The organism is Methylomonas stagni (genome assembly GCF_050154735.1).
Taxonomy (GTDB): Bacteria; Pseudomonadota; Gammaproteobacteria; order Methylococcales; family Methylomonadaceae; genus Methylomonas; species Methylomonas koyamae_A.
This window is the reverse complement of the sequence record NZ_CP189557.1, coordinates 1611552-1634349: the sequence shown is the minus strand read 5'-3', so window position 1 is coordinate 1634349 and position 22798 is coordinate 1611552. Positions and strand designations below refer to the sequence as shown.

Annotated in this window: 24 protein-coding genes; 13 read left to right on the top strand and 11 right to left on the bottom strand. The window is 55.5% G+C overall.

What is annotated here, in order from left to right:
- Positions 1-167 precede the first annotated feature (167 nt).
- The 5 genes from ACP4CD_RS07680 to ACP4CD_RS07660 all read right to left on the bottom strand — a co-directional run bounded on the left by ACP4CD_RS07680 (position 168) and on the right by ACP4CD_RS07660 (position 5397).
- Positions 168-875 carry a response regulator gene (locus ACP4CD_RS07680; RefSeq protein ID WP_071159647.1) on the bottom strand — a complete coding sequence of 236 codons (708 nt, stop codon included), beginning with the start codon at positions 873-875 and terminating at the stop codon, positions 168-170.
- Complete coding sequence (locus ACP4CD_RS07675) at positions 872-2371, bottom strand: DUF4118 domain-containing protein (RefSeq protein WP_064031346.1); 1500 nt, start codon at positions 2369-2371, stop codon at positions 872-874. The genes ACP4CD_RS07680 and ACP4CD_RS07675 overlap by 4 nt, the downstream gene beginning before the upstream one ends.
- A 51-nt stretch (positions 2372-2422) precedes the next feature.
- On the bottom strand, positions 2423-3901 hold the full coding sequence (nhaD, locus tag ACP4CD_RS07670; RefSeq protein WP_426994135.1) for a sodium:proton antiporter NhaD: 1479 nt from the start codon (positions 3899-3901) through the stop codon (positions 2423-2425).
- A gap of 231 nt (positions 3902-4132) precedes the next feature.
- Positions 4133-4813: a laminin B domain-containing protein gene (locus ACP4CD_RS07665; protein ID WP_083386123.1), complete on the bottom strand. Its 681-nt coding sequence runs from the start codon at positions 4811-4813 to the stop codon at positions 4133-4135.
- A gap of 53 nt (positions 4814-4866) precedes the next feature.
- A complete protein-coding gene (locus ACP4CD_RS07660) occupies positions 4867-5397 on the bottom strand; it encodes a hypothetical protein (protein WP_071159639.1) in 531 nt (176 codons plus the stop codon).
- 401 nt (positions 5398-5798) lie between these two features.
- Here ACP4CD_RS07660 and cysT point away from each other — a divergent pair, with 401 nt between their 5' ends.
- The 8 genes from cysT (at position 5799) to ACP4CD_RS07620 (ending at position 11858) form a co-directional block, all read left to right on the top strand.
- Positions 5799-6626, top strand: coding sequence for a sulfate ABC transporter permease subunit CysT (cysT, locus tag ACP4CD_RS07655; RefSeq protein ID WP_071159638.1), 828 nt, complete (start codon positions 5799-5801; stop codon positions 6624-6626).
- 9 nt (positions 6627-6635) lie between these two features.
- The gene (cysW, locus tag ACP4CD_RS07650; protein ID WP_071159637.1) at positions 6636-7499 is read left to right on the top strand and encodes a sulfate ABC transporter permease subunit CysW; all 864 of its coding nucleotides are present in this window, start codon (positions 6636-6638) and stop codon (positions 7497-7499) included.
- A gap of 58 nt (positions 7500-7557) precedes the next feature.
- Positions 7558-8601 carry a sulfate/molybdate ABC transporter ATP-binding protein gene (locus tag ACP4CD_RS07645; RefSeq protein WP_426994134.1) on the top strand — a complete coding sequence of 348 codons (1044 nt, stop codon included), beginning with the start codon at positions 7558-7560 and terminating at the stop codon, positions 8599-8601.
- 53 nt (positions 8602-8654) lie between these two features.
- A complete protein-coding gene (locus ACP4CD_RS07640; protein ID WP_071159635.1) occupies positions 8655-9560 on the top strand; it encodes a LysR substrate-binding domain-containing protein in 906 nt (301 codons plus the stop codon).
- 166 nt (positions 9561-9726) lie between these two features.
- Entirely contained in the window at positions 9727-10152 is a 426-nt protein-coding gene (locus ACP4CD_RS07635; RefSeq protein ID WP_064031354.1) for a YeeE/YedE family protein, read from the top strand.
- Complete coding sequence (locus tag ACP4CD_RS07630; protein WP_071159632.1) at positions 10149-10571, top strand: DUF6691 family protein; 423 nt, start codon at positions 10149-10151, stop codon at positions 10569-10571. Before ACP4CD_RS07635 ends, ACP4CD_RS07630 begins: the two co-directional genes overlap by 4 nt.
- Positions 10572-10608: 37 nt before the next feature.
- Positions 10609-11265, top strand: a complete 657-nt coding sequence (locus ACP4CD_RS07625; protein ID WP_426994133.1) for a thiopurine S-methyltransferase — start codon at positions 10609-10611, stop codon at positions 11263-11265.
- A 197-nt stretch (positions 11266-11462) separates the two neighbouring features.
- On the top strand, positions 11463-11858 hold the full coding sequence (locus ACP4CD_RS07620) for a CBS domain-containing protein (protein ID WP_426994132.1): 396 nt from the start codon (positions 11463-11465) through the stop codon (positions 11856-11858).
- Positions 11859-11902: 44 nt separating this feature from the next.
- Here the strand turns inward: ACP4CD_RS07620 and ACP4CD_RS07615 are convergent, their stop codons facing one another.
- On the bottom strand, positions 11903-12475 hold the full coding sequence (locus ACP4CD_RS07615; RefSeq protein WP_426994131.1) for a hypothetical protein: 573 nt from the start codon (positions 12473-12475) through the stop codon (positions 11903-11905).
- A gap of 255 nt (positions 12476-12730) precedes the next feature.
- On the opposite strand from ACP4CD_RS07615, the gene ACP4CD_RS07610 reads away from it, so the two are divergent.
- Together ACP4CD_RS07610 and ACP4CD_RS07605 are read left to right on the top strand one after the other, a co-directional pair.
- Entirely contained in the window at positions 12731-14116 is a 1386-nt protein-coding gene (locus ACP4CD_RS07610) for an L-lactate MFS transporter (RefSeq protein ID WP_426994130.1), read from the top strand.
- A 20-nt stretch (positions 14117-14136) separates the two neighbouring features.
- The gene (locus ACP4CD_RS07605) at positions 14137-14265 is read left to right on the top strand and encodes an MFS transporter small subunit (protein WP_281022972.1); all 129 of its coding nucleotides are present in this window, start codon (positions 14137-14139) and stop codon (positions 14263-14265) included.
- Positions 14266-14377: 112 nt separating this feature from the next.
- Here the strand turns inward: ACP4CD_RS07605 and ACP4CD_RS07600 are convergent, their stop codons facing one another.
- Positions 14378-15703 carry a TolC family outer membrane protein gene (locus ACP4CD_RS07600; protein WP_426994129.1) on the bottom strand — a complete coding sequence of 442 codons (1326 nt, stop codon included), beginning with the start codon at positions 15701-15703 and terminating at the stop codon, positions 14378-14380.
- A 135-nt stretch (positions 15704-15838) separates the two neighbouring features.
- On the opposite strand from ACP4CD_RS07600, the gene galU reads away from it, so the two are divergent.
- On the top strand, positions 15839-16720 hold the full coding sequence (gene galU / locus ACP4CD_RS07595; RefSeq protein WP_426994128.1) for a UTP--glucose-1-phosphate uridylyltransferase GalU: 882 nt from the start codon (positions 15839-15841) through the stop codon (positions 16718-16720).
- Here the strand turns inward: galU and ACP4CD_RS07590 are convergent.
- The 4 genes from ACP4CD_RS07590 to ACP4CD_RS07575 form a co-directional block, all read right to left on the bottom strand.
- Entirely contained in the window at positions 16717-17196 is a 480-nt protein-coding gene (locus ACP4CD_RS07590) for a tetratricopeptide repeat protein (RefSeq protein WP_426994127.1), read from the bottom strand. The two genes, galU and ACP4CD_RS07590, sit on opposite strands and share 4 nt — an antisense overlap.
- 289 nt (positions 17197-17485) lie before the next feature.
- Complete coding sequence (locus tag ACP4CD_RS07585; protein WP_426994126.1) at positions 17486-18724, bottom strand: glycosyltransferase family 4 protein; 1239 nt, start codon at positions 18722-18724, stop codon at positions 17486-17488.
- Between the two features lie 27 nt (positions 18725-18751).
- A complete protein-coding gene (locus ACP4CD_RS07580; RefSeq protein ID WP_426994125.1) occupies positions 18752-19705 on the bottom strand; it encodes a glycosyltransferase family 2 protein in 954 nt (317 codons plus the stop codon).
- Positions 19706-19719: 14 nt separating this feature from the next.
- Positions 19720-20904 (bottom strand): hypothetical protein, encoded by a 1185-nt coding sequence (locus ACP4CD_RS07575; protein WP_426994124.1) that lies wholly within the window; start codon positions 20902-20904, stop codon positions 19720-19722.
- On the opposite strand from ACP4CD_RS07575, the gene xrtA reads away from it, so the two are divergent.
- Together xrtA and ACP4CD_RS07565 are read left to right on the top strand one after the other, a co-directional pair.
- The gene (gene xrtA / locus ACP4CD_RS07570; RefSeq protein ID WP_426994123.1) at positions 20897-22291 is read left to right on the top strand and encodes an exosortase A; all 1395 of its coding nucleotides are present in this window, start codon (positions 20897-20899) and stop codon (positions 22289-22291) included. The two genes, ACP4CD_RS07575 and xrtA, sit on opposite strands and share 8 nt — an antisense overlap.
- Positions 22266-22697 (top strand): exosortase C-terminal domain/associated protein EpsI, encoded by a 432-nt coding sequence (locus tag ACP4CD_RS07565; RefSeq protein ID WP_426994122.1) that lies wholly within the window; start codon positions 22266-22268, stop codon positions 22695-22697. Before xrtA ends, ACP4CD_RS07565 begins: the two co-directional genes overlap by 26 nt.
- The last annotated feature ends 101 nt before the right edge of the window (positions 22698-22798 follow it).

Sequence of the window (22798 nt, the reverse complement as noted above, 5' to 3'; positions counted from 1 at the left end):
GGGCGGAAATTGGGGTGCGCCTGCTAAAGGCAAAACGCCGGCCACTATAATGAATCGCGCATAAAAATGACGTAAAAAATCGCAGACTGGGCTACTAGCTGGCTCCAATTCCGTCCTGTCGAATCGTCGGCGACACAGCTTGTCTACGCGGTCGGATTCCATCGAGCCTACTCCTGTTCGCCGGCCGCTGCTTCGCAAACCAGGCGATAGCCGACGCCGACTTCGGTCAGTAAATAGCGCGGTCGGGCCGGATTGACTTCCAGTTTACGGCGTAATTGCCCCATGTAGATTCTCAAATAATGCTGGTCATGGACATGCTCGCCGCCCCAGACTTCCTGCAACAATTGGCGATGGGTGACCACCAGATCGGCGTGGCGGATCAACAAGCTTAGCAAGCGGAATTCTATCGGCGTCACCCTAACCTCGCTGCCGCGCATACAGACCCGGCGCCGCGCCATATCCACTTGCAGTTCCCCCGTCTCGAAAAGCTCTTGAGTCGCCGAGCCGCGCGCGATCCTTCGCAGCAAGGCTTGCAGGCGGGCATGCAATTCGCCGCTACCGAACGGTTTGGTCAAATAATCATCGGCGCCGGCGTCCAACGCGGCGATTTTATTGTGTTCCTGGCTACGAGCCGACAGGATCAGGATGGGCTGGTCCGACAGTTGGCGCAAGCGGCGGGTTACGGCGATGCCGTCCATATCCGGCAGTCCCAGATCGAGTATCACCAGATCGGCTTGGCCGGCCAACGTCAGCCCGGTCTTGCCACAATCGGCCTCGGCGATGCGCCAGCCGCGATTTTGCAGACTGGTCTTCAGAAATCTACGAGTTTGGGCGTCGTCTTCAATCAACAGAATGCGTGGGGCCGACTCGTTCATACTAGTTCCTCGAGCGCGGTCGGGAGTGCTTGTTCGGGTTGCGGCAAATCGATGACGAACACCGCGCCCTTACCTGGCTGATTTTCGGCCCGAATCCGCCCGCCGTGGGCCTCGACGATGGTGCGGCACAGGGCCAGTCCAAGACCGACTCCAGTGTGCTGGGTTTCGTGGGCGCCCCGGAAAAATTTCTCGAAAATCTTGTTCTCCAGGCCGCCGGGAATGCCGGGGCCATAGTCCGCGACACACAAGCGGATGCCGCCTTCGGCGCGTTCGGCGGATAAATCGACCGGCGTACCGGGCGGCGTGTGTTTGATCGCATTTTCGATCAGGTTGACTAACACTTGCTCCATCAGTACGGCGTCGATTCGCATCAGCGGCAAGTCGTCGGGAATCCGGGTGCGTACCGGACGCCCTTGCAAACCGCTGTCGAGCCGATGCAGCGCACTGCCGACCAGTTCCTCGATCGCATTCCATTCCCGGTGCAGGACCCATTCGCCGCAATTCAGCCGGGCCATGTCCAACAACTTGCCGGTCAAATCCGACATGCGCCGGGCTTCGTCGAGTATCGTTTTCTGGCAGTCGTCGCGGTCGGCGACGCTCAGACGGTCGCGATGGTCGATCAGCGCGCCGACCGCGCCGACAATACGCGTCAGCGGGGTACGCAAGTCGTGAGAGATCGAACTGAGCAAGGCATTGCGCAGGCCTTCGGCTTCGGCTTGCAAGCGGGCTTCCCGCGCTTGGCCGGCGAATTGCAGGCGTTCCAGATTCAGCGCGATCAGATTGCAAAACGTCTCAAGAAAGGTGTCCGCTTCGCGACTATCCGAATCGGCCCGCTTCAGTATTAGGACGCCTTGCCGCGATTCCGAGCCGCATAACGGAAAATAGCGGGCCGCGGCGGTGGTGACCGTCCGATTGTCCCGAAAGGCCAGCGTCGCGGCCGCCGGGTCGAGTTCGTCCGCGAGGCGAGGTGGGAGTTGGTCCAGATCGGCGGCCGCCACCAGCCTGCAAACCGTGCCGAAGACTTGGAGGATATGGCGCTCGGCGAGTTCGGTCACCCGTTCGCCGTTCTCGACGCCGGCCAAATCCCGGCTGAGTCGATACAAGGCGTCGCTGCGGGCTTCCCGTTGCCGGGCCAGTTCGGTCTGCTTTCGGGCTTGATTCTGCAATTTACTGGTGAGGTTGGCGACCACGACCATGACCGCCAAGCCGACCGCATTTTCCAGATCGGAAATCGCGAACGAAAAAATCGGCCGTGCGAAATAAAATGCAAACATTGGCGCGCTGATCAGCGATGCGAGCAAAGAGGCGTTGCGGCCATAGCGACTGGCGACCAGAAACACGCCCAGCAGATAGGTCATCAGAATGCTGGCCTCGCCGAGCAGATGACGTAGCGGCCAGGCCAACGCGGTACACAGCAAGGGCGCGGCGACGCCCCAAGCGTAGCCGGTCAGGCGTTGGCGGGATTGATGTGGGGCGGCGAGCGGGTTGCGATTCATCGATAGCTTGCGGTACCTGCCGGGTTGGGTTTAAGCCTACGGAGTTCGGCCCTAAAAGGTAGCGGCGTTGATCCAGAAATGTACGCCGATGCTGGCGAAGTAAGCCAGTAAAATCACCGGACACCATTTCATGTGACTGGCGAAGGTGTATTGGCCTTTGGCTTGGCCCAACAAGCCGATGCCCGGCGCCGAGCCTATCGCCAACAAACTGCCGCCGACGCCCAGCGTCAAGGTCAGCAGCAACCATTGGCCTTGCGGGATATCCGGATGCATCGTCAGTACCGCGAACATCAAGGTGCCGTTATCGACGAAGGCCGAGCAAAGTCCGATCATGACATTGGCCAGCGTCGGGCTGAATTGCCCATACAGTACCTGCGACACGGCATCCAAGTAGCCGATAAATCCCAAGCCGCCGATGCCCATCATCGCACCGTAAAAAAACAACAGGGTATCCCATTCCAGGCGGCCGACTTTGTCGAATATATCCAGACGGCGGGCTTCGAATGCGGATTGTTGCAGATCGCCGCCGCCGAAGAACAGCGAGAAATCCGATGGGATCGGTTTGGCGGGGTTGTCCGACTTTTGCAGGTAGAAGTAAAAGAATTGCAGCAGAGACAGTCCGGCCATCATGCCCGCCGCGGCCGGCAATTTCAGACTCATATCGAAACCCACCGCCAATGCGATCGTCACGCTGAACAAAAACAGAATCCGTTTGGCGCCGCGCGGCATCATCAATAACTCGGATGCCACGGCCGGCTTGGCGGTGGGTACCGCGAAGTGCATCGCCAGCGCCGGCACTAAGAAGTTGACCAGACAAGGCAGGAACAGTTTGAAGAATTCGGTGAAACCCAGCATGCCGTGCTGCCAGACGAATAGCGTCGAAATTCCGCCCAACGGACTGAAAGAGCCGCCGGCATTGGTTGCGATCACCACATTCAGACAGGCTAGGCTGACGAAGCGCGGGTTGTCCTTGCCGACCGCGACGACCACCGCGCCCATCAGCAATCCGGCGGTCAGACCGTTGACGACGCAAGACACCAAGAACACCAGCCCGCCGGTGATCCAGAACAACTGCCGGTAGCTCAGTTGCTTGTCAACCAGCCAAATTTTCAGGGCCTTGAATAGCCCCATATCCTCCATCGCATTCAGGTAGGTCATCGATACCATGATGAACAGCAGCAGTTCGATGTAGCTTTGCAAATTGCTCTTGAAGGCGGCAACCGCGACCGGTGCTTGGCCGAGTTGCCGGTAGGCCAGCACGATCAGAAACCAAATGAGTGTCGCGGCCAGCAACATCGGCTTGGATTTGCGCAATTGGGTGGTTTCTTCGAACATCGCGGCGATGTAGGCGGCGAGCATCAATACCAAGCTGGCGTAGCCGGCCCAATGTCCGGTCAAATTGATCGGTATCGGCGCCGTCACCGACTCGGCATGACCAGGAACTGGCCAAAACAGCAAGGCCAACGGCAGGGACGTCGCTAGTCCAGTTCCGCCAAGCGCCAATCGGATTGGGGGAGTTGAATCCGACATTGTGACATGCTGTTTTCGCGGCCTCTCGCAAGTGTGTGGGGCGCCGGCGCGGGCGGCGCGGCGTGGATGCGAGGATTCTAGCGGCAGGGGCGTAAAAATGGCGTAAAGGCGGTGGTTCGGCTAACGATGCGGCGAACGTCGATTCCGACAGTGGTTATCCGAATTGGGAGCCTAAACCGGCCGCGCTTGATGTTGCAAGTTGCGGCCGGAAATGGCGTCTGCCCTGTTGTCTCAAGCGGCCGCGCGGCGACGGGCTGAGAGGATGTTTAGCCCCAACAGGCCGAAGCCGAATAAGGCCGCCGCTCCCGGCAACGGAACGGCGCCCAGGCGCACGTTATCGAGGCCGGCGGTTTCGACGATCCCGTCGGTGTATTCGGCGTGGATGTACAAGCCACTCAAATTGGACAACACGGTGCTGAAGTCGCCGATCGTGGCGAATGCGCCGTCGGTAGTCGCTACTCGCCATTCGGAGGACGGTGCGAAATTGACGCTAACCCGCGTCCAGCCGCTGTTCGGGACAATCGCGGGATCGCGGCGCCATAGCAGGCGTTGGCCTCCGCCGACCAGCATCAGGTCGGTGGTTTGCCAGTTGACCGCGCCGTCCCGGTAGGTTAAATCGTAGGAAAGTGCTTGAGCGGCGGTCTGGTTGCCCAGAAACGCCGCCGGCGCCGAAAACGTAAAATCGCCGTTGTCGGGATCGGTCGCGGCAATGTAATTGCCGGGATGGCCGCCTCCCAGGATGTGGTTGACGGCGTAACGGCCTTTCTCGGTGTAGTCGTTTCGACTGAAGTCGGTAAAGCTGACGACTTCCCAGCCTTCGCTATCGGTTTCGAAATTGCTGACGACGGTCGCGTGAGCCGCCGCGCCGTAAAACGCGGCGGCAATCATTGATACCAGTATGGATCGAGTCATGGCATGCTCCTTTTCGGGGTGGATAAAAAACGTTAACCGGCAACAGCGCAGGCTTAGTTGCGGTAGTGATGTATCTCCGGCGGTCTACCCGGTATCAGCAGGCCTTGGTCGACCGCGATCGGCTTTTGGTCGCGCGGCGTTCGATAAATCCAGTAAGTAAAGTACAGCGAGCCGGGTGTGGCGACCGCGCGTTTCTCCAATTCGCGAAACGGGCCGACGTTGATTGCCCCTAACTGCGGGACCAGATTGATGTCGGTGGGACCGCCCAAGGTGTGCGGGATTGCGTGGCCGCGATGATAGAGCGGACCGGCGCTGAGCGGGTGGCCGGCCATCCGCGAGCGATCCCTGGGCTCGCCGTGGCGGCCCCGGCTGATGCCGAAGGCTGCTAACAGTCGCTCGGCGGCGATATCGAACAAATAGTTAAAGCCGCCGACTTCGGTTTCGACGACGTCGAATGCGATGCCGATTCGCCCGTAATCGTCCAGCCAGACCTTTATCAAGTACGGAATCACTTGGTCGTCGAAGACCCCTGGTCCACCGCTTGCCGCGGCCAGGAATTTCGTCAAGTCGGGATAGTTTGCCATTGGTGCTCCTGAAAAGCCCCGTTCGGAGGGTGCCGGGGACGGTTTGCCTAGCCGGGATTCTGATTCGACCACAGCCGACGCGCAAGTGGAATTTTACCGGAACCGACTAGATTGGTTTGCATCGGGGATGGCAGTCCGCAATACCGAATGGCTTTTGATGCTCATCGCTTGACGGGTACTTGATCGCTGGCAACAACGACACTCAGAGGGTACAAGCCGTTTTGCAATTCGAACTCGACTTGGAGTTCGAGAAATTCGGCTATCCAACCAGGTCTCGCGATGAGTGAGTATCTAAAATACAGATTTAGTTTTCTATTTATATCATTTCATCTGTTATTCGCAATTCTTTACCATTGGCTCCGACTATATCGTTTTACGCAATAACGGAGCGGAGAGGCGCGATGACGCAAAGCAAGATCATACCGGGCTTTAGGCCGGCGCTGGCCTACACGCTGTTTTATTTGGCGCTGGTGGTTTTGATTCCGCTGAGTACCTTGGTATTCAAGAGTTTGCAATTGGGATGGCAGGAATACCTGGACATCATCACGCATAAACGCGTGTTGGCTTCGTTTCAAGTCAGCTTCGGCACCGCGCTGCTGGCGGCCTTGGTGGCCGGCGGTTTTGGCGGCGTGATCGCATGGGTGTTGGTGCGCTATCCGTTTCCGGGTAAGCGCTTGCTGGATGCGTTGATCGATCTGCCGTTTGCGTTGCCGACCGCAGTGGCCGGGGTGGTGCTGGCGACGATTTATCAACCCAGCGGCTGGTTGGGCAAGTGGTTGAACGCCAATCTGGGGCTGCAGGTCGCTTACAAGCCGCTGGGTATCGTGGTGGCGTTGATCTTTATCGGCATTCCGTTCGTGGTTCGTACCGTCGAGCCGGTGTTGCAGGAATTCGATACCAATATGGAAGAAGCGGCGGCTAGCTTGGGGGCTTCGCGCCTGCAGGTGTTCGGCAAGGTGATATTTCCGAACATGTTTCCGGCGCTGCTAACCGGCGTGTCGCTGGCGTTCGCGCGCGGCATCGGCGAGTACGGCTCGGTGATTTTCATTGCCGGCAATCTGCCTTACGTCTCGGAAATCGTGCCGCTGCTGATCGTCACCAAACTCGAACAATTTCAATACGGCGCGGCGACCGCGATCGCGCTGACGATGCTGGTGGTGTCGTTCTTATTATTGCTTTTAGTGAATTTATTGCAGCTCTGGGTGCGGCGGCGCTCCGGGCAGATTTAGGAGTTAACCATGCATGCCACTGTACATGTCGTCGGCGACGGTGCCGGCCAAGCCGAGCGGAAAGCCTTGCAAGATCCAAGTTGGCTGCGTTGGAGCTTGGTCGCGGTTGCGGTCGGATTCATCGCGTTGTTTCTGTGCGCCCCGTTGATTCTGGTGCTGCTGCAGGCGTTCGCGAAAGGCTGGGACGCGTATTGGCAAGCCTTGGGTCAACCGGATGCGGTCGCGGCGTTGAAATTGACCTTGCTGGTCGCGGCAATCACGGTGCCGCTGAACACAATATTCGGCGTCGCCGCCGCCTGGACCATCACCCGTTTCGAGTTTCCCGGCAAAAGCTTGCTGACCACGCTGATCGATCTGCCGTTTTCGGTATCGCCGGTGATTTCCGGTCTGATCTTCGTATTGCTATTCGGCGCGCAAGGTTGGTTAGGCGATTGGTTGTCGGCACAACAGATCAAAATCATTTTCGCGGTACCCGGCATCGCGCTGGCGACGATATTTATTACCTTTCCGTTTGTGGCTCGCGAATTGATTCCGCTGATGCAGGAAATGGGCAGCGAGGAAGAGGAGGCCGCGTTGTCGTTGGGCGCGACCGGTTGGCAAACGTTCTTCAAAGTGACCCTGCCCAATATCAAATGGGCCTTGTTATACGGCGTATTGCTGTGCAACGCCAGGGCGATGGGCGAATTCGGCGCGGTATCGGTGGTGTCCGGCCATATTCGCGGCGTGACCAACACGCTGCCGTTGCACGTCGAGGTCAGCTACAACGATTACGACGCGGTCGGCGCCTTTGCCAGCGCGTCAATCCTGGCCGGCCTGGCGATTATCACGCTGGTATTGAAGAGTTTCCTGGAATGGAAGCAAGCCCGAGCCTAAAGCACTCTCGGCCAAGCTTAAGCCAGTTCCCGAGCACCTTATTGATTGGAGTTCCAACATGAGCATTCTATTAGCCGACATTAGTAAAACCTTCGGCGCATTTCACGCGCTGCACAACATCGACCTGGAGATTCCGGAAGGCGAGTTGGTTGCGCTGTTAGGGCCTTCCGGCTGCGGCAAGACCACTTTGCTGCGGATTATTGCCGGCCTGGAGTCGCCCGACAGCGGTCGAGTCTTGTTGAGCGGCGAGGACAAAACCGACCAACATGTTAGCCGACGCGGCATCGGCTTCGTGTTTCAACACTATGCCTTGTTCCGGCACATGACGGTGTTCGACAACGTGGCGTTCGGTTTGCGGGTCAAGCCGCGCAAGCAACGTCCCAGCGAAACCGACATCGCCAAGAAGGTCCACGCGCTGCTGGAGCTGGTACAACTGGATTGGCTGGGCGAGCGCTTTCCGGATCAGTTATCCGGCGGCCAGCGCCAACGGATCGCGTTAGCCAGAGCCTTGGCGGTCGAGCCCAACGTGCTGTTGCTGGACGAACCCTTCGGTGCGCTGGATGCCAGCGTCCGTAAGGATTTGCGGCAATGGCTGCGCAATCTGCACCAGGAACTGCACGTTACCAGTATTTTCGTGACTCACGATCAGGAAGAAGCGATGGAAGTCGCCAGTCGGGTGGTGGTGTTGAACCAGGGCCGGATCGAGCAGAGCGGCGCGCCGGCCCAGATTTACGACCACCCGGCCAATGCCTTCGTGTCGCGCTTCATCGGCCAGACCAACGTAATCCATTTGACGGAGCAAGATCAACACTGGTTGGCGCGGGCGGGGATCAGTTTGGACGAGCCGGACGGCTTGATCGCCCATATTCGCCCGCAGCATATCGACGTCGCCAAGGCCGGGGCCGCGTCGCCGTCGCAAATCACGTTGAAGGATTGGCAGCACCTGGGCTCGACGATACGAGTGGAATTGCTGAATCCGCAAGACAACGGTTCCGGGGCCAGGTTGTTTGCCGAGATGCCTAACGAACTGTTCACGCAACTTCAGTTGAACAAGGGCGATCGGGTCGATCTGCAAATACGGCAGGCACATTGGTTCAATTAACACGGTAGCCGAACTCAGCCGCTTCGTGGCGATTCGGCAAGGTAGGGAACTCTATGAATTTGAATCAACTGGAATTGCTGCGCGCGTTGCGGGAAACCAATTTCAACCAATCGAAGGCCGCCGAAAAGCTGCACGTGGTGCAGTCGGCCGCCAGCCGGCAATTGCAATTGCTGGAAGAGGAATTGGGCTCGCCGATCTACGAACGCCAGGGCAAAAAGCTGTTGCGGCTGACACCGTTCGGCGAACGTATCATGGAGCAGGTGGAACGCATCACCCAGGCCAAGAAAAACATTCAGGTGATGGCCGACGACTTTCGCGATAATCGCAACGGCGCGTTACATATCGCCACCACCCACACCCAGGCTAAATATCTGCTGCCGGGGCCGGTGCAGCGTTTTCGCGGCAAATATCCCGGCATCACGATTTACATGGTGCAATCGGCGCCCGAGCAACTGATTGAGCAGTTGTTCCAGCACAAGGCGGACATCGTCATTTGCACCGAAAAACTGGTGGAAGACGAAAAACTGGTGGTGCAGCCTTGTTACGACTGGCAGCATATTGCGGTGGTGCCGCGGCATCATCCGCTGGCGCAGGGGGATATCAGCTTGGGACGTCTGGCGGCGTTTCCGATATTGACCTATACCCACGGTTTTACCGGCCGTTCCAATATCGAAAAAGCGTTCAAAACCGCCGGCAAGCCGCTGGACATTACGTTGGCGGCCGCCGACTCCGATGTGATTAAAACCTATGTTCGGCTCGGTTTGGGTGTCGGCATCATCGCCGATATTTCCTATCAGCCCGAGGAAGACAGCGATCTGGTGGCGCTGAATCTGGCTCACTTGATTCCGCGTTCGGTCACTAAACTCGCTTATCTGAAGCAGCTCTATCTGCCGGCCTATCTACGCTACTTCATCAGCGAATTGCTGGAGGGCCGGCCAGCCGGGCGATTTCCGGGCTGATTGGGTTAAAGTTGAGTGCAATTTCGGTTAACTACCTGGCGCACGACGCGGTTTGACGGGCAACGATACCTTGTCGCCAACCTCGGCGAACAAAGGAGGGGTTGCGCGAAGTCGCGGGGCCCACGTGTTTCTGATTTAATACACGGGTTTTTTCCGGATTTAATACATGAACCTTTCGACGATTTTATCTTCACTAGCCGGCGGCGCGCTGATCGGGCTGTCGGCGGCGTTGCTGCTATACACCCACAAACATACCGCCGGAATTTCCGGAATTGCCGCTGGATTATGGCAACGCGATGCCGGCTGGCGCGCTTGGTTTCTGGGCGGTTTGTTGATCAGCGCGCCGCTGTATCGCTTGGGCGGCGGCGAGATTGCGATGACGCTCGATCATTCTCCGGCGTGGCTGGCGGTGGCCGGCTTGTTGGTCGGTTACGGTACCCGTCTGGGCAGCGGCTGCACCAGCGGCCACGGGGTATGCGGTATCGCCCGCTTGGCACCGCGTTCGCTGGCGGCGACCGCCACTTTCATGCTTTGCGCGGGCGCGACCGTTTACGTGGTTAGACATATCCTCGCGGCAGGACAATCGTTATGAAAGATAGGGTGTACTTATTTGGATACGGTTTGTTGTTCGGTTTTGGCTTGATCGTCGCGCAAATGACCAATCCGGCCAAAGTGTTGGCGTTTCTGGACGTCGCGGGCGCTTGGGATCCGAGCTTGGCGTTGGTCATGATCGGCGCTTTGGCGACCTTGGGGGGCGCGCGCTACTGGATGCATCGCGATAACAGCGTTGCCGATCACGAGTTGGAACTATCGGTCGGGACTCGGGAGTCGAATCAAATAGATCGCAAATTATTGATCGGCTCAGCCATTTTCGGTATCGGTTGGGGATTGTCCGGGTTTTGTCCAGGACCGGCCCTGGTCGGATTGACCGGTGGGGACGCCGGAAACTATGCTTTCGTCTCGGCGATGTTCGCCGGATTTTGGTTGTTCAAACGCTTAAACCGATCCTAGCCGTCGTTGCTGGTTCGGTCGATATACAGGAGCTTTCATGCAGGCGGAATTTTGGTTGGAACGTTGGGCGCAAAATCAAATCGGTTTTCACAATCCCGATTACCACCCTGGCTTGGCGGCCTATTGGGACGATTTGCAAGTGCCCGAAGCCAGTACGGTGTTTGTTCCATTGTGCGGAAAGAGTTTGGATTTGTTATGGCTGCGCCGACGAGGCTACCGGGTCGTGGCGGTGGAATTGAGCCGAGTCGCGGTGGAGGCGTTTTTTGCCGAAAACGATTTATCGGTTTCAGTTAGCCGGCAGGGCGAGCTAGCCGTGTTCGCGGCCGACGGATTGACCATCTATTGCGGCGATTTTTTCGCGCTGACCGCCGCCGAACTCGCCAATGTAGCCGGCGTTTACGACAGAGCCGCCTTAGTCGCCCTGCCGCCAGCGATGCGATCAGCGTATGCCGCAAAAATGCGCGAACTCCTGCCGGCGGGCTGCAGGACGCTGCTGGTGACCTTCGACTACGATCAGGCTGAAATGGCCGGGCCGCCTTTCGCGGTGCCGGCTGGGGAAGTCGCTACGCTATACGGGAGTTGGTGCGATGTGACTGAAAAGGCGGTGGCGGACATATTGGACGATGAACCTCGATTTCGCGAGCGAGGCGTCAGCCGAATCCAGGAATCGATTTATGCGCTGACCGTGCGTTGAGCCGGAATAAGGAGCCAGTTTAGCCGGAGTCTTTGGGCTGGCTTGCTGCGAGACCGGTTCGGGGATTGCCAGCGGACCCGGCCGAGTTTAGTTTCTGGAATAACTGATTTTACCGCTCTGGAGCAGGGCGCACTATACTAAGACTGTCGCTGGCTTCAGGCCCGCGGCTCATAATAATTCTTACAGCGAGGTGCGCCATGTTAGCCAAAATTGCCGCTGCCGATTACATGTCGGCTAACGTTATCACCGTTTCCGCACACACCGAAACCTCCATAGCCATCAAAAAATTGCTGGACCATAAGATTACCAGCATGCCGGTCGTCAATGAACACGGCAAATTGTTGGGAATATTTTCCGAACGCGACGGGATGCGCGTCGCGGTAGGTTCGGCCTATAACCAGAGCATGGAAGGCCGCGTCGAGGAATTCATGAATCTAAGCCCGGTCACTGTTAAGGCCAGCGACAGCTTGGTGGACATCGCCACCAAATTTCAGGATTCGCCGATGCGCAGTTTTCCGGTGTTCGAGAACGACTCGTTGGTCGGCATGATTAGCCGGGTGGATGTCCTTAGAGCCTTGCTGACGATTCGTTAACCCGATTCAGGCTTCCGGCCGTCGAAAACTTCGGTCGTCGGCGGCTAGGCGCGTTCCACGCTTTCCAGGCAGACGACCATCGTGTGACGGACGATGTAAAACGTCATGGACATCGGGTACAGCGCGTAATGGCGGGTAACCAACAAACCGACGATGACAAAGCCGATCACCGATCCGAAATTGAAGCGGGTGATTTTTTCCAAATATCGCAAATGCTCGATCGAGTCCAAATCAAAGCGTTCGGCACGGTTAATCAACGATAGCGTTACGAGGGTGGTCAGGGTCGCGAAATACACTGGAAAGAAGAAAAACATCGGCGCGTCGTCATTGAATTGCGGCTTCCAATAGGCGTACCAAACCAATAAGCCGGCACTCGCGAAGCCGTCGTGCCACACAATGGTCGGCAATTTTTTCAAGTAGCCGGCCAGTAGCGAGACACCCATCAAGGTCAGACCGATCGCCAGCGCGACCGGCGTTTCCAATAAAGCCAAGTAAGGATTGCCGTTCTGCACCAAGAAGGCCAGGCCAACGCAGCAAAAAATAAAGCCTATCATCGCAATGAACTCGTCCGGTGGCCCGGCGTTTTCTAGCCCGACCTGAAAAAATTTATGATCCACGCATTTCTGCGCGTGGCGGAAACTCAAAATATTCGTTGATCGGTTGAACAATTCCAGTTGATTATTCAACGGGTCATGGGTTAGTTAGCAAAGACCGGCCGATTGCGCCAACCGACGATTTAACGCTGATAGAATAAACCCTTTGACGGTGGCGGCGCGAGCGAATTACCTTTTGTATCATCGCCTCGAGCTTTTTGGCGGGCAACTCAGGTGTTGCGGCCAATGAGGTAGGCCGTCGGATTTATCGGAGTGTTCATGAGTTTTTTTGCGAAACAAACCATCGTTGCCCAACCGGGATTCAACCGTTGGCTGGTGCCCCCCGCCGCGCTTTCGGTACATTTGTGTATTGGCCAGGCCTACGCCTTCAGCGTGTTTAACGAGCCTTTGAGCCGTGCGGTCGGTATCGGCGCCGCGACACCGGAGGACTGGAAGCTGACGACGCTAGGTTGGATTTTCAGCTTGGCGATTGTGTTCTTAGGGTTGTCTGCGGCGGTGGGTGGCAAATGGTTGGAGAAAGTCGGGCCGCGTTTAACCATGTTCGTCGCCGCGTGCTGTTTCGGTGGCGGTTTCTGGGTTGCGGCCTTGGGTGTCCAATTGCACGAAATTGGCTTGCTGTATCTTGGCTACGGTGTGCTGGGGGGGATCGGTCTGGGCTTGGGTTACGTTTCACCGGTGTCGACCCTGATCAAATGGTTTCCGGATCGGCGTGGCATGGCGACCGGCATGGCAATCATGGGTTTCGGTGGTGGGGCCATGATAGGCGCGCCGTTGGCGGTTTGGTTGATGACGCATTTCAAGTCGGCGACTTCGGTGGGCGTGGCCGAGACGTTCATGACCATGGGGAGTGTGTATTTTCTGTCGATGACTATCGGCGCGTTGGCGATCCGAATTCCGCCGCCGGATTGGCGGCCGCCGGGTTGGACGCCGCCGGCGGTGCGCCACAAAATGATCACCGACAAACACGTGCATATCGACCAAGCGCTGAAAACACCGCAGTTCTATTTGTTGTGGCTGGTGCTGTGTCTGAACGTGACCGCCGGCATCGGCGTGCTTGGGCAAGCGTCGGTGATGATACAAGAGATGTTCAAGGGCCGGGTGGATGCGGCGGCGGCGGCCGGCTTCGTTGGTTTGCTCAGCTTGTTTAACATGGTCGGACGGTTTTTTTGGTCGTCGGCATCCGATTACCTCGGGCGCAAGCAGACCTATTTCGTGTTCTTTGCGATCGGCGCCTTGCTGTACGGGACGGTACCGACGTCGGGCGGCGCCGGTAATCTGCCGCTGTTCGTGGTGCTCTATGCCCTGATCATGAGCATGTATGGCGGCGGGTTCGCGACCATCCCCGCGTATCTGGCAGATATTTTCGGCACAATGTACGTCGGCGGCATACATGGCCGGTTGTTGACCGCTTGGTCCACCGCCGGTGTATTAGGGCCGGTGTTGGTAAATTATCTGCGCGAGTATCAAATCGGCCAAGGAGTGGCCAAAGGCGATGCTTATAACGTGACGATGTACATCATGGCGGGAATCTTGGTGTTGGGTTTTATCGCCAATCTGGCTATACGCCCGGTCCATGAAAAACATCATATGAAACACGACGAATTCGACGAGCTGGATGGGGTGTATCCGGCCGACGATCATTGAGCAACCTTGGAGCAGGCGTCATGATAGAGAGCAAACAACGCGGTATATCCCGCCTATTGATCGCAATCGTATTTTGGCTGTATGTGTTGATTCCATTGAGTTGGGGAGTGTGGTCAACCTTACAAAAAGCGCTGGCTTTGTTCGCTTAGGGCCCGCAAGCTATTGCCTGGATTAGCGGCGATCAATGGGGGGCGCCTGTGCGTGAGGTTGGTTGGCTCAAACGACTGCGTTTTCATGTCGGGCGATCGACTCCGTGATCGGCTAATTTTTGCCGATTTGGCCGCCTAGGTATTGATTGATCTGCTCGAGGTCCTGTTCGGCTAAGCTGCCGGCGGCTTCCTTCAGGCGAATGCCGTTGATCAAGTAATCGTAACGGCTGCGGGCGAAGTCGCTTTTGGCCTTGTAAAGATTGCGTTGCTCGGTCAGTACGTCGACCATTGTCCGGGTGCCGACTTCGAAACCGGCTTCGGCGGCTTCCACGGCGACTTCCGCGGATTTACTGGTGGCTTCCAGTGCTTTGACCCGGCTGATGCTGGAGACCACGCCGCGAAAAGCATCCTTGACGTTGCGGTTGACGCTGCGTTTGACTTTGACCAGATCCTCTTTCGCGGATTCGTATTCGTGCGCGGCTTGGCGGGTGCGAGAAACCGTGCCGCCGCCTTCGAATAGGGGGAGGTTGAGTTGCAGGCCGAAGCTTTCGGTGTTACCCAAGGTGCCGTATAGACTGCCGCTGCTATCCTGTTCGGAGTACTGAGCGACAATGTCTATTGTCGGTAAATGTTTGGATTGCTGCAGATCGACGTTTTTCCGAATGTATTCGGCTTGGTTTATCTGGGCGACGATAGAAAAGTTGCTGTTCTCGGCGGCATTGGCCCAACTAGCCATGTCTTCCGGTGTCGGGGGGCTGAGCGGTAATTGCGGGGCGAGCGTTGTCAAATCGGCGGCGTTTTCGCCGATGATTTCGCGTAATGCTTCCTTGGTGTTGTCCAGCTGATTTTGCGCCTCGATCTCGCTGGCCGACGCCCTGTCGTAACCGGCTTGAGCTTCATAAACGTCGGTGATGGCGATGATGCCAACCTCGAAACGCTGTTTGGCTTGCTCCAGTTGTTTTTCAATGGCTTTTTTCTCGGCAGTGCTATATTCGAGATTGTCTTGGGCGGCTAGTATGTTGAAATAGGCTTCCGCCGTGCGGCGCATCAGAGCTTGCTGTTTGGCCTGAAATTGTGCCTCCGCCTGGGCGATACGGTTATCGGCTTGGTCGAGTTGTATCCAGTGCTCCCAGTGGAACACGGGTTGGCGTAAATTGAAAGTCAGTCTGCTGTCCAGATAATGCTGTAGCGGCGTATTCGGTAAAAAGCTTTCGATTTCCAGGCGCGTGCGATTGCTGCCGGCGGTGAACGAGACATTCGGCAGCATTTGGGCGATACTTTGAGACTTTAGTTCCGCTGTCGTTAGCTTGTTGATATCCGAACTTCTGAATTCCGGGTCGTTTTGTAGCGCCAAGCGATAGGTTTCGAGCAAATCCTGCCCGTAGGCCGAATTTGTCGCCACGAAAGCCATCAATAGGGTACTCAACGGTTTTATCATTGCCATATCTCGCGGAAAGGGTAAAAATACTCGGGTATTATCGCTTAAAAGAACACTAAATGTTTAAGTTTGCCATAAGGTTAGGCAAACAATATAGAAACGTCAAAAACAATTCTTTAATTCATCAGAGTCTATATGAGCCAAAAAATCAGCAAAGCCGTCTTTCCGGTCGCCGGATTGGGAACTCGTTCGTTGCCCGCGACTAAGGCGGTTGCCAAGGAAATGCTGCCTATCGTCGATAAACCGTTGATTCAATACGGCGTCGAAGAAGCGATTGCAGCCGGTATCGATACGATGGTGTTTGTGATCGGTCGCAATAAGGAATCCATCGCCAACCATTTCGATAAATCCTACGAATTGGAAAAAGAATTGGAAAAGAGCGGTAAAACCGAATTGCTGAACATGTTGCGCGGATTGCTGCCGTCGCATGTATCTTGCGTTTTCGTTCGTCAAGCCGAGGCTTTAGGTCTTGGACACGCGGTGCATTGCGCCAAACCGGTGGTCGGCAACGAACCGTTCGCGGTGATCTTGCCGGACGATCTGATCGAAGACGGTGAGCGGGGTTGTATGAAACAGATGGTCGAGTTGTTCGAGCACGAGCAGAGCAGCGTACTCGGTGTCGAGCGGGTCGATCCGAAGGAAACTCATAAATACGGCATCGTCGAGCATAGGGAGACCGCGCCGCGCGTTGGTCGTTTGAGTTCCATCGTCGAGAAACCGAAACCTGAAGTGGCGCCGTCGAATATCGCGGTCGTCGGGCGGTATATTTTGACGCCAGCCATCTTCGACAAAATTGAAAATACCGGTCGCGGAGCCGGTGGCGAAATCCAATTGACCGACGCCATTGCATCGCTAATGAAGGACGAGCAAGTATTGTCTTACGAGTTCGAAGGAAACCGTTACGACTGCGGGTCTAAGTTCGGTTTTCTATTGGCGAATGTCGAATACGGTTTGCTGCATAAGGAAATCAATCGCGAATTTTCCGAGTATTTGCGCGACCGCGTCTCAAAGATCTAGTCTTGACTTAACAATGGTCGGCGCCGCCTTGGTGCCGACCAGTGATAATTAATTTGGCGCAAAAACCACGCAACCCTATTTATTATTTTTTTCAACTTGCTCATACGCCGCAACAGCATTTTGGAATCCGGTTTTTGTTCTAACCCATTCCGTAATATTTCGACCGCCTCGTCAGTCCGTCCCGATCTTGCCGCCAAGTCACTGAGGGCCGCATAGGCTAGGGCAAGTTTCGGGTTCAGCTTGATTGCACTTTGGTACTCTTGGATCGCTTCTTTGATCTGACCACTCTCTTCGTAAACTTGTCCTTTCTCGTAATGAATCCTCGGGCGCCAAGCAAAGTTTTTAGATGAGTGCTCTTCGACGTACATAAAGCCACCGATAGAGTTCTTATAAAGTTGCCTCTTCTCCATGGGGTCGCGCTCTACGCGTGCCAACATTGCCGAAAACAAGCCTTCACAATAGTGATGTATGTGCATTATGTCCGGGCCTATACGCTTCGCCCAGAGTTGGTACTCTGCGGTGTCTTTTCCTTTTAGTCTCACCCAGCAAAACCTGGGTAATCTGGCGAAGTCGTAATCTGTCGTTGGCCAAGCGCTTTGCGCTTGCGGGCAGATTCCGAATAGCGCAATTATCAACAATAAGCTTCTTAACAGCATGATCGATTGACCTCACATTGTTGTAATACCCCATTAGACAGTTTTTGGAGCATTTTTTGAAATTGATTGTTTAGAGGAATACAAATCGCCAACCTGATTTTCTTGGAGCTCAGCGTTGCTTCCTGGGTGCCAACAAGCGACGATAAACCGTTTCGACCTGAGCAACATGGCTGCGTATCGAAAATCGCTGCAATGCGGATGTACGAGCTTGCTCGCCTAAACGGATGCCCAGTTGGCGGTCTGAGTAAACTCGATAAATCTGCTCGGCCAAACTCTCGGCATCGCCGGGCCTAAACAACAAGCCGGTTTTTTCGTGCTCTATCATTTCAGCGGCGCCGCCATGCGCCGGACCGATCAATGGTCGCCCCATCGCCAAAGCTTCTATAACCACGGTGCCTAGGGGTTCTGGACTAGTGGACGCCGAGACGATGACATCCAAACCGTTATAAACCGTTTCCATTTTATTGATATGGCCGGTAAACGACACTGTCGCGTTCAAGCCTTCGTCCGCGACTCTGCGCACCAGATCAGCCTCGTAACCTTTACAGTCGTCCGGCGTGCCGCCGACGATGAGCATTTTCAAATTTGGGATTCGACTTTGCAAGCGTTTTGCCGCATCCAAAAACAGGTGTTGTCCTTTCCATGGGATCAGCAAGCCGATCAAGCCCACGACAAATTGGTCGCTTTGAATGCCGTATTGACGGCGGAAGACAGCACCATCGGCATACGTATCCAGCTGATCCAGCGCAATGCCGTCGTATATCACGCTGATTTTTTCGGCCGGTATCTTAAGTTTATCGCGCATACTAGCGGCTACCCAATGCGATACCGACACAAAATGGTCTGGCAGCGAATATGCCCAACGCATCGATCTTGAGCCTTGCTGATCGCCGCGCACGTGGCAAACCGCCGGAATGTTTAACACTTTGGCCACCAGTAACGCGGCGCGGTTGCAGAGCGGTTCGTTATTGGCGTGTATCAAATCGGCCTTGAAACGCCAGGCTTGCCAAAGCAAAGCCAGAAAGAACGGCAAAAAATTGGCTATGTCGTCGGCTCTCGCGAGTAGTTGGTTGCATAACACTCGCAATACCGGCTGGTTTTGGATCGCTTCGATATCGGAGATTCTTTGCCGCCAACCGACGATGTCGAACCGGCGGTCCGGAATATGTCGCCATAGGGTTTCGTCGGCTATTTCCCGATATGACGGCCCGTCTCTACCCGTAACTACCATCGCCGAGAATTCAGTTGTGTCTAGGTTTCTAACCAAATGGCGGAGGCAAATGATGGCCCCACCGTAGCCGATACCGTTTTCGACAAAGACGATGCGTTTAGGAACTGGTGCGGACATTGGAATAGGGGCGATGGGTTAAATGAATTAGCGGCCGATCAACCGCTGTTTAACGGCACGTACCGCTGCTATGGCACCCGGCGTTAGCTGGCTGGCGATCAGATAAAGTAAGGCCGGAGCATTTGCTTTGCGCGTTAAACTACTCCGGAAGGCGGAGCGAGCGTCAGTTCGAGCGCCGTTGTTGAAGTACCAATACCCCAATGTCCAAAACGCCCGAGAGACTAAATCATCCGGGGATACGCCTTGAGCGCGCAGCTCCGGGCCAATTTGCCGCGCCAACGAGTCCATCACCCGAGTCAGATCAACCAGCATGCGTTCGCTGGCTTGAGTGGCGTTATTGCCATGCTGGCGGCGCAGCATTAAAGTGTCCGGCAGGCAACTGATCGGATGTTTTGCGGCGATTTTGGCCCAAAGCTCCAGGTCTTCGCCGAAGCGTATCGTCGGGTTAAACAGGCCGGCTTCGTAAAGCGCGGCTTTACTGACTAATACGGTACCGGTCGGAATAAAGTTTTTCGCGACCAAGGCCGCCAACGCGTTAGGCACTGGAGCGCCGGCCAATTGCGAAAATTTTTCGGAAAGCCCGTGTTTGTCCAGCACCGAAGCAGTGAGTAATCGATTGTCGGTGTCGATTTCCGCCATGTCGCCGGCGATTAGGCGTAGCGCTGGATGGGTCTGTAGCGCCTGTAATTGTTTGGCGATTTTATCGGGTGTCCACTGATCGTCCGCGTCTAAAAACGCGATCCAATCGCCGTTGGCCAGTGAAATGCCTTGGTTGCGCGCGGCGGAGGGGCCTTGGTTGTCTTGACGGTGATAGACAATATCGCCACCTAGATCGGCGATAACCGTTTCGGTATTGTCAACCGAGCCGTCGTCCACCACTATGATTTCGTCGACCTGATGGCTCTGGTTGCGTACACTGGCGATGGCGTCCCGAAGAAATGCGGCGTTATTATAAGCGGGAATGACCGCGCTAATTTTCATCGAATTAAACGGTGTCAACTGTCGCGGGTGCTGGTTGCGCACACGAACCAAGCCGGGAAGATTAAACCGCTTAGATAGGCGATCCACGCCAGCTTCGGGTGTCGGTAATACAATCGGTACAGAAACGCACCAACCTTACGATATTGACTTGCTTGACTCAAACCTTGCCAAGTTTCCCCGTTAAACCGATTGGTGATTTCATTTCGGTTGCCGTTTAGCCATTCCGCCAATTCCGGCGAAGCCAGAAACCGGACGTGGGGTAGCGTCGTGCAAATTCGACTTAACAGCTGCTGCAATCCGGCGATCGAGTCTCGGCACTGTGTATCGCTACGGGTGAAATTGTATTTGTGCGTGGAAATGGTCAGCGGCAAGGCCTGGCGACGTGCGGCTAAGGCTTCGGCGTAGGCGCTGTCGGGCGTATGTTTGCCGTCGGTGGGTTCGAACATGACGTTTCGAACCAAATAGACTTGGTCGTATTGGTTGCGCTCGCCGCAGCGGATCAGGGTAGGGTCGGCAAAATATTTGCCGTTTCCATCGCGCCCGAGGCAACGATAACCGGCGGTTTGGATCGCCGTAATTCGCTGCTCGCGCCAACACGCTTCGATGGCGTCGCCCCAAAGATAACACGGTGCAACCGTGGTCAGCGTCGGTTGCCCGAACATTTCGATAAACAAACGGCCGGCTGTTTCTACGATGTCGCGCGCTTTATTTTCGGCTATCGGTGTCGTCGGCAACTGGCTGCCGTCGACATAGTGGCCTTGTAGCGGTGAATCCAGCGATTCCCAATCCCACCAGTCGGCATGGGCTCGAGCGTCGTTTAGGCGCGAGTCGCCATCGCCTAGCAGTTTGGCGAAAGCTTCACCGTTAAGATGTTCAAGGCCGTGTAGTTGCGGAACGAATGTACCTTGCGTCATGCCCGATCGCATCGCTTCAAAAATTTCCGGAAAGTCGGTATCTAGGCGTTTTCGGAAGTATCGGTTGTCGGCATCGTCTTGGATTTTGGCGACGTCGGGCACGGCTAACACCACGTCGGCGGTTAACACCGCACAACGCCCCCGAGAATCGCGCGTCGTGGCCAAAGAGCCCAGCAGATTTCTGAGTCTTTCAGCCTGATAATCTCCGCCAGGCCCCCAGTCGTCGCTTTCAATCAATACCGGCGTTTCGGCGAAGTAAGGTTCTCGCCAAGTGGCGATGAACAATGGCTTTTTCCAGAACCAAAGCACGGTCAACGCGGTTAACCATAGGCATAAAAAAACAAAATCACGATTAACATTGTTCGATAATACTCAGTTGAACGGATCTGGCGGAGTGGCGGATATACATCGTAGCAGAGAATCCGCTGGGAGAAGCAAGCGACAGTTCGACACCGTGAATTTTATCGCGACGCGGTATCGAATCGACAATCGCATGTCACATACCTATTCTAAAATGTATCCAGCCCGGTCGCGGGGCTTGCTGAGCTGTCATAAAACCAAAGTTGAGGAAGCGAATGTTGATTTTCGGGGCTTTGCCCATTCAGTGGCGGTATCCGGTCGCGGGTGTCGTTTTGGTTACCGTGGTCTGTGTCGGCGCTTTTTTTCGACTTGGGCATCCATTGTCGAGATTTGGTCGCGATCCGAGACATTTACTCACGGTTTTTTGGTGGCGCCGATCAGCCTTTGGTTGATCTGGTCCAGACGCCACTGTTACCGAAATCTGCAACCCGAGAGTGCCTGGCTGGGTTTGCTAGTGACGGCTATAGGCGGGTTCGTTTGGTTGGTGGCGAAATTGGTCCACGTGCTGGTTTTGGAGCAATGGGCTGTCGTAACGATTCTGATCGGCGGTTATTGGGGGCTATTGGGTGGATCGGTTATTAAAAAAATGCTGTTTCCCATCCTGTTTCTTTACTTGATGGTGCCTTTCGGGGAAGCGTTCATACCGTGGATGATGGAATATACGGCGTCATTTGTGGTGTGGATGATACGCCTCACAGGCATGAGCGTTTACCGTGACGGCATGTTTTTTATGCTGACTTCCGGGAGCTGGTCGGTAGTGGAGGGATGTAGTGGCTTACGCTACTTAATCGCTTCGTTGACCTTGGGTCTTGTCTACGCGTATTTGAATTTCCGTAACTTACGAAAACGAACCCTATTCATTATCGCATCGTTTTTAACGCCGATTCTGGCGAACGGTTTGCGTGCTTACATGATCGTGATGATTGGTCATTTTAGTGGCATGAAATTGGCTGTGGGTGTCGATCATATTATTTACGGTTGGTTGTTTTTCGGGCTGGTCATGCTATTGCTGTTTTATGCCGGTTCGTTTTGGGCCGATCAAGAAACAATCGTCGATACATCGTCCGAGCAAAGTATGCCGGAACCGATGACGAGGTATCAGGGGTTGTTGCCGATGATAGCCGTCGTCGTGATAGGTCTTATTGCTTGGCCTATCGTCTTTCGGAGTTTGGCCGCTCGGCAGGCGGTAGCGGCTGCCATACCTGACCAAATAGTCACGCTCCGAGGAAGTGGGGGCTGTTCAATCGCCGCCCGATTGGGGATGGCGGCCAACTTTCAATGGCGTCATGGCGGAGGTAATAAACGCGGTTGACGATCCATCTGGAACAGTGGCGATGTATTTTGCGAATTTCGGTGACGAATCGCAGGGCGGAGAATTGGTGAACTCCCAAAATTTTCTGGTGCCGCAAAAGCATAAAGTCTGGCGTATGGCTTCCGAAAGAGCGGTACAGGTAGATTGGCCTGATGGAACGTCGGGCGAAGTCGTCGAGTCGCTGTTGAAAAGCGAGGCCCGAAACTTGCTTGTGTATCGATGGTATCGTGTCGGCAACTTCAATACCGCGAGCGATTATCGGGCAAAATGGTGGCAATTGCTAAAACGATTAACTGGCGATGCCGATCCGGAAATGTTGATCGTATTGTATACCGAAGTGATCGGTGACGATCTGGTCGAAGGCCGGGCGAGATTGCAACGAGTTTTGGCGGTTTGTTGTCAATGAACCGAGGATGCTCTCTAGCGGTGAATTACCCGCTTCACGCGAAAATGCGTCCGCTTGCGATGCCCATCCTCAGGTTGACGCCCGATGCAAGCATGATGCTA

Coding starts and splice junctions, on each gene's coding strand:
- ACP4CD_RS07680 (WP_071159647.1), bottom strand. CDS start 875: ATGAACGAGTCGGCCCCACGCATTCTGTTGATTGAAGACGACGCCCAA.
- ACP4CD_RS07675 (WP_064031346.1), bottom strand. CDS start 2,371: ATGAATCGCAACCCGCTCGCCGCCCCACATCAATCCCGCCAACGCCTG.
- nhaD (WP_426994135.1), bottom strand. CDS start 3,901: ATGTCGGATTCAACTCCCCCAATCCGATTGGCGCTTGGCGGAACTGGA.
- ACP4CD_RS07665 (WP_083386123.1), bottom strand. CDS start 4,813: ATGACTCGATCCATACTGGTATCAATGATTGCCGCCGCGTTTTACGGC.
- ACP4CD_RS07660 (WP_071159639.1), bottom strand. CDS start 5,397: ATGGCAAACTATCCCGACTTGACGAAATTCCTGGCCGCGGCAAGCGGT.
- cysT (WP_071159638.1), top strand. CDS start 5,799: ATGACGCAAAGCAAGATCATACCGGGCTTTAGGCCGGCGCTGGCCTAC.
- cysW (WP_071159637.1), top strand. CDS start 6,636: ATGCATGCCACTGTACATGTCGTCGGCGACGGTGCCGGCCAAGCCGAG.
- ACP4CD_RS07645 (WP_426994134.1), top strand. CDS start 7,558: ATGAGCATTCTATTAGCCGACATTAGTAAAACCTTCGGCGCATTTCAC.
- ACP4CD_RS07640 (WP_071159635.1), top strand. CDS start 8,655: ATGAATTTGAATCAACTGGAATTGCTGCGCGCGTTGCGGGAAACCAAT.
- ACP4CD_RS07635 (WP_064031354.1), top strand. CDS start 9,727: ATGAACCTTTCGACGATTTTATCTTCACTAGCCGGCGGCGCGCTGATC.
- ACP4CD_RS07630 (WP_071159632.1), top strand. CDS start 10,149: ATGAAAGATAGGGTGTACTTATTTGGATACGGTTTGTTGTTCGGTTTT.
- ACP4CD_RS07625 (WP_426994133.1), top strand. CDS start 10,609: ATGCAGGCGGAATTTTGGTTGGAACGTTGGGCGCAAAATCAAATCGGT.
- ACP4CD_RS07620 (WP_426994132.1), top strand. CDS start 11,463: ATGTTAGCCAAAATTGCCGCTGCCGATTACATGTCGGCTAACGTTATC.
- ACP4CD_RS07610 (WP_426994130.1), top strand. CDS start 12,731: ATGAGTTTTTTTGCGAAACAAACCATCGTTGCCCAACCGGGATTCAAC.
- ACP4CD_RS07605 (WP_281022972.1), top strand. CDS start 14,137: ATGATAGAGAGCAAACAACGCGGTATATCCCGCCTATTGATCGCAATC.
- ACP4CD_RS07600 (WP_426994129.1), bottom strand. CDS start 15,703: ATGATAAAACCGTTGAGTACCCTATTGATGGCTTTCGTGGCGACAAAT.
- galU (WP_426994128.1), top strand. CDS start 15,839: ATGAGCCAAAAAATCAGCAAAGCCGTCTTTCCGGTCGCCGGATTGGGA.
- ACP4CD_RS07590 (WP_426994127.1), bottom strand. CDS start 17,196: ATGCACATACATCACTATTGTGAAGGCTTGTTTTCGGCAATGTTGGCA.
- ACP4CD_RS07585 (WP_426994126.1), bottom strand. CDS start 18,724: ATGTCCGCACCAGTTCCTAAACGCATCGTCTTTGTCGAAAACGGTATC.
- ACP4CD_RS07580 (WP_426994125.1), bottom strand. CDS start 19,705: ATGAAAATTAGCGCGGTCATTCCCGCTTATAATAACGCCGCATTTCTT.
- xrtA (WP_426994123.1), top strand. CDS start 20,897: ATGAACAATGGCTTTTTCCAGAACCAAAGCACGGTCAACGCGGTTAAC.
- ACP4CD_RS07565 (WP_426994122.1), top strand. CDS start 22,266: ATGGCGGAGGTAATAAACGCGGTTGACGATCCATCTGGAACAGTGGCG.